2 protein-coding genes and 1 pseudogene are annotated in these 3,178 nt (G+C 75.6%); all 3 read left to right on the top strand.

The genetic code is table 11. The features are described 5' to 3' along the window. A pseudogene (locus ABT381_RS35445) lies at window positions 1-266 on the top strand (hypothetical protein); the annotation flags it as partial. Then, window positions 263-1,912, top strand: coding sequence for an ABC transporter ATP-binding protein (locus ABT381_RS35440; RefSeq protein ID WP_351602147.1), 1,650 nt, complete (start codon window positions 263-265; stop codon window positions 1,910-1,912). The pseudogene ABT381_RS35445 and the gene ABT381_RS35440, both read left to right, overlap by 4 nt. Further along, complete coding sequence (locus tag ABT381_RS35435; protein ID WP_351602143.1) at window positions 1,909-2,757, top strand: ECF transporter S component; 849 nt, start codon at window positions 1,909-1,911, stop codon at window positions 2,755-2,757. Before ABT381_RS35440 ends, ABT381_RS35435 begins: the two co-directional genes overlap by 4 nt. Window positions 2,758-3,178 lie beyond the last annotated feature (421 nt).

Genomic DNA, 3,178 nt, shown 5'->3' with positions numbered 1-3,178 from the left:
GCCAGCGGCCCGAACTGGTGCCGCCAGGAGTACCAGGACTCCGGGAAGCCGTGCAGCATGGCTCCGGCGCGGCGGTGGCCGCGCTGATGATCTGGGCGGGCTCGTACGCGCCCGCCGCCCTGCACCCGCCGGCCGTACCGCTGACGGCCCCGGAGCTCCCCCTCTGGCCCGCGCTCTCGGTGCTGGTCGGGCTGGTGCCGGCGTTCGTCGCCCCGGTACCACCCGACGAGCGGCGTACGAAGAACCCGAAGGAGAAGACGACGTGATCCGGTTCGAGCAGGTGTCGGTCACCTACGGGGACGCGGGCGCGCCCGCCGTCCAAGGGGTCGACCTGACCGTCCCCGAGGGCGAACTCTGCCTGCTGGTCGGCCCGTCCGGTGTCGGCAAGTCGACCGTGCTGAACGCCGTCTCCGGCCTCGTACCGCACTTCACCGGCGGCACCCTGCACGGCAGGGTCACCGTCGACGGCCGCGACACCCGCACCCACCGGCCGCGCGAACTGGCCGACGTGGTCGGCACGGTGGGCCAGGACCCGCTGTCCCACTTCGTCACCGACACCGTCGAGGACGAGCTGGCGTACGGCATGGAATCGCTCGGCCTCGCGCCCGACGTGATGCGCCGCCGCGTCGAGGAGACCCTCGACCTCCTCGGCCTCGCCGGCCTCCGCGACCGGGCCATCTCCACCCTCTCCGGCGGCCAGCAACAGCGCGTCGCGATCGGGTCCGTCCTCACCACGCATCCCAAGGTGCTGGTGCTGGACGAGCCGACCTCGGCGCTGGACCCGGCCGCCGCCGAAGAGGTACTGGCGGTCCTCCAGCGCCTGGTCCACGACCTCGGCACGACGGTCCTGCTGGCCGAACACCGGCTGGAGCGCGTCGTCCAGTACGCGGACCGGGTCATCCTGCTGCCCGCGCCCGGCGCCGCGCCGGTCATCGGCGAGCCCGCGGAGATCATGGCGGTCTCCCCGGTCCACCCGCCGGTCGTCGCCCTCGGCCGGGCGGCCGGCTGGTCGCCGCTGCCGCTGACCGTACGGGACGCACGCCGCAAGGCCGGCGCGCTGCGCGAGCGGCTGGCGGGACGGTCACCGGCATCCCCCGAGGCGGCCGGTGCGCCGTCCGTCCCGCCGGTCGCCGAGGGCGCCCCGCCGGTCGCCGAGGCCGCCGGGCTGTCCGTGCGCCGCGGCCGCATCGACGCGCTGCACCGCGTCGACCTGGCCGTACGCCCCGGCGAGACCGTCGCCCTGATGGGCCGCAACGGCGCGGGCAAGTCCACGCTCCTGAACACGCTCGTCGGGATGCACGAGTCGGCCGCCGGATCGGTACGCGTGGGCGGCGCGGTGCCGCACCGCACCGGGCCGCGCGACCTGCTGCGCCGGGTCGGCCTGGTACCGCAGGAGCCGCGCGACCTGCTGTACGCGGACACCGTCGGCGCCGAGTGCGCGGCGGCGGACGCCGACGCGGGCGCGGCACCGGGCAGCTGCCGGGCGCTGGTCACCCGGCTGCTGCCGGACGTCCCGGACGGCACCCACCCGCGCGACCTCTCCGAGGGCCAGCGCCTCGCGCTCGCGCTCGCCGTGGTCCTCACCGCGCGGCCGCCGCTGCTCCTCCTCGACGAGCCGACCCGCGGCCTGGACTACGCGGCCAAGGCCCGCCTGGTGGCGGTGTTGCGCGGCCTCGCCGCCGAGGGCCACGCGATCGTCCTCGCCACCCACGACGTCGAACTGGCCGCTGAACTCGCCCACCGCGTCGTCATCCTCGCCGACGGCGAGATCGTCGCGGACGGCCCGACCGCCGAGGTCGTGGTCGCCTCCCCGTCCTTCGCCCCGCAGGTCGCCAAGGTCCTCGCGCCGCTTCCCTGGCTCACCGTGCCCCAGGTCACGCACGCCCTGGCCGAGCTGGAGCACACGGCATGAGCCCACGGACGGACAGGAGGGTACGGGCGGTGCGGCTCGGGCCGCGGTCGGTGGCCGCGCTCGTACTGGTCTCGGCCGTCGGCGTGCTGGCCTTCGGCTGGCCGCTGCTGGCGGACTCCGCGTCCGGCCTCGCGCACTCCAAGGACGCCCCCTGGCTGTTCGCCGCCCTGCTCCCCCTCCTCCTCGCCGTGGTCGTGGCGACCATCGCGGACGTCGGCCTGGACGCCAAGGCCATCGCCATGCTGGGCGTGCTCGCGGCCGCGGGCGCGGCGCTGCGCCCGCTCGGCGCCGGCACGGCCGGCATCGAGCCGATGTTCTTCCTGATGGTGCTGTCCGGGCGGGTGCTCGGGCCGGGCTTCGGCTTCGTGCTCGGCGCGGTCTCGATGTTCGCCTCCGCCCTCCTCACCGGCGGTGTCGGCCCCTGGATGCCGTTCCAGATGCTGTCGATGGGCTGGGTGTCGATGGGCGCGGGCCTGCTCCCGGGGCCCGACCGGCTCCGCGGCCGCCGCGAGATGCTGCTGCTGGCGGTCTACGGCACGCTCTCCTCCCTCCTGTACGGGCTGGTCATGAACCTCCAGGGCTGGCCGTACATCGCGGGCCTCGCCTCCGGCGTCTCCTTCGTCCCCGGCGACCCGCTCCCCGACAACCTCGCCCGCTTCGTCACCTACTGCCTGGCCACCTCCCTCGGCTGGGACCTCCCCCGCGCCCTGGTCACGATCGTCCTCACCCTCACCGTCGGCCCCTCCGTCCTGAAGGCCCTCCGCCGCGCCACCCGCCGCGCGGCCTTCGACGCACCGGTCTCCTTCGACGCACCGGTGCCCGCCGCCCCGAGAGACGCGCCCTAGAGCGCAGCCCTCCTGTGAAGCCCCGCACAGGGACCTTGGTCACATACGAGGCCCGATAGGAGGAACCGGCGCGGGCCCTCGCCCGGCTCCGGCCGCCGTTCCCGGGGCCTGCTACGAAGCCCTTACGTACCGGCGGTGCTTGCGGGAACCCCGAGCCACCTCCCACGGTGAAGTGGTCGCCGGGTCCGCAAACCTCACCGCGCCCCGGCGACTCGGCTCGCCCCCGCGACTCGTCTCGCCCTCGGCGGCCTCCCCCCTTGTCTCCGTCGGAAGGTCCTTCCTCCGTGCTGTCCCCCGTGTCCTCGGCCACCGGCCGCACCACCGGCCGTACCGCTCCCCGTCTCGTCACCCGTCAGCGGGCCGCGGGCGCCGCCGCCGTCGGTGCCGTGGCGCTCGGCGCCGCCGCGGCCGCCTTCGCCGC

Source organism: Streptomyces sp. NPDC000151 (assembly GCF_040301705.1).
Taxonomy (GTDB): domain Bacteria; phylum Actinomycetota; class Actinomycetes; order Streptomycetales; family Streptomycetaceae; genus Streptomyces.
Note: the sequence above shows the minus strand (reverse complement) of the source record. Positions and strands in the feature narration are given on the sequence as shown.

Coding starts and splice junctions, on each gene's coding strand:
- ABT381_RS35435 (WP_351602143.1), top strand. CDS start 1,909: ATGAGCCCACGGACGGACAGGAGGGTACGGGCGGTGCGGCTCGGGCCG.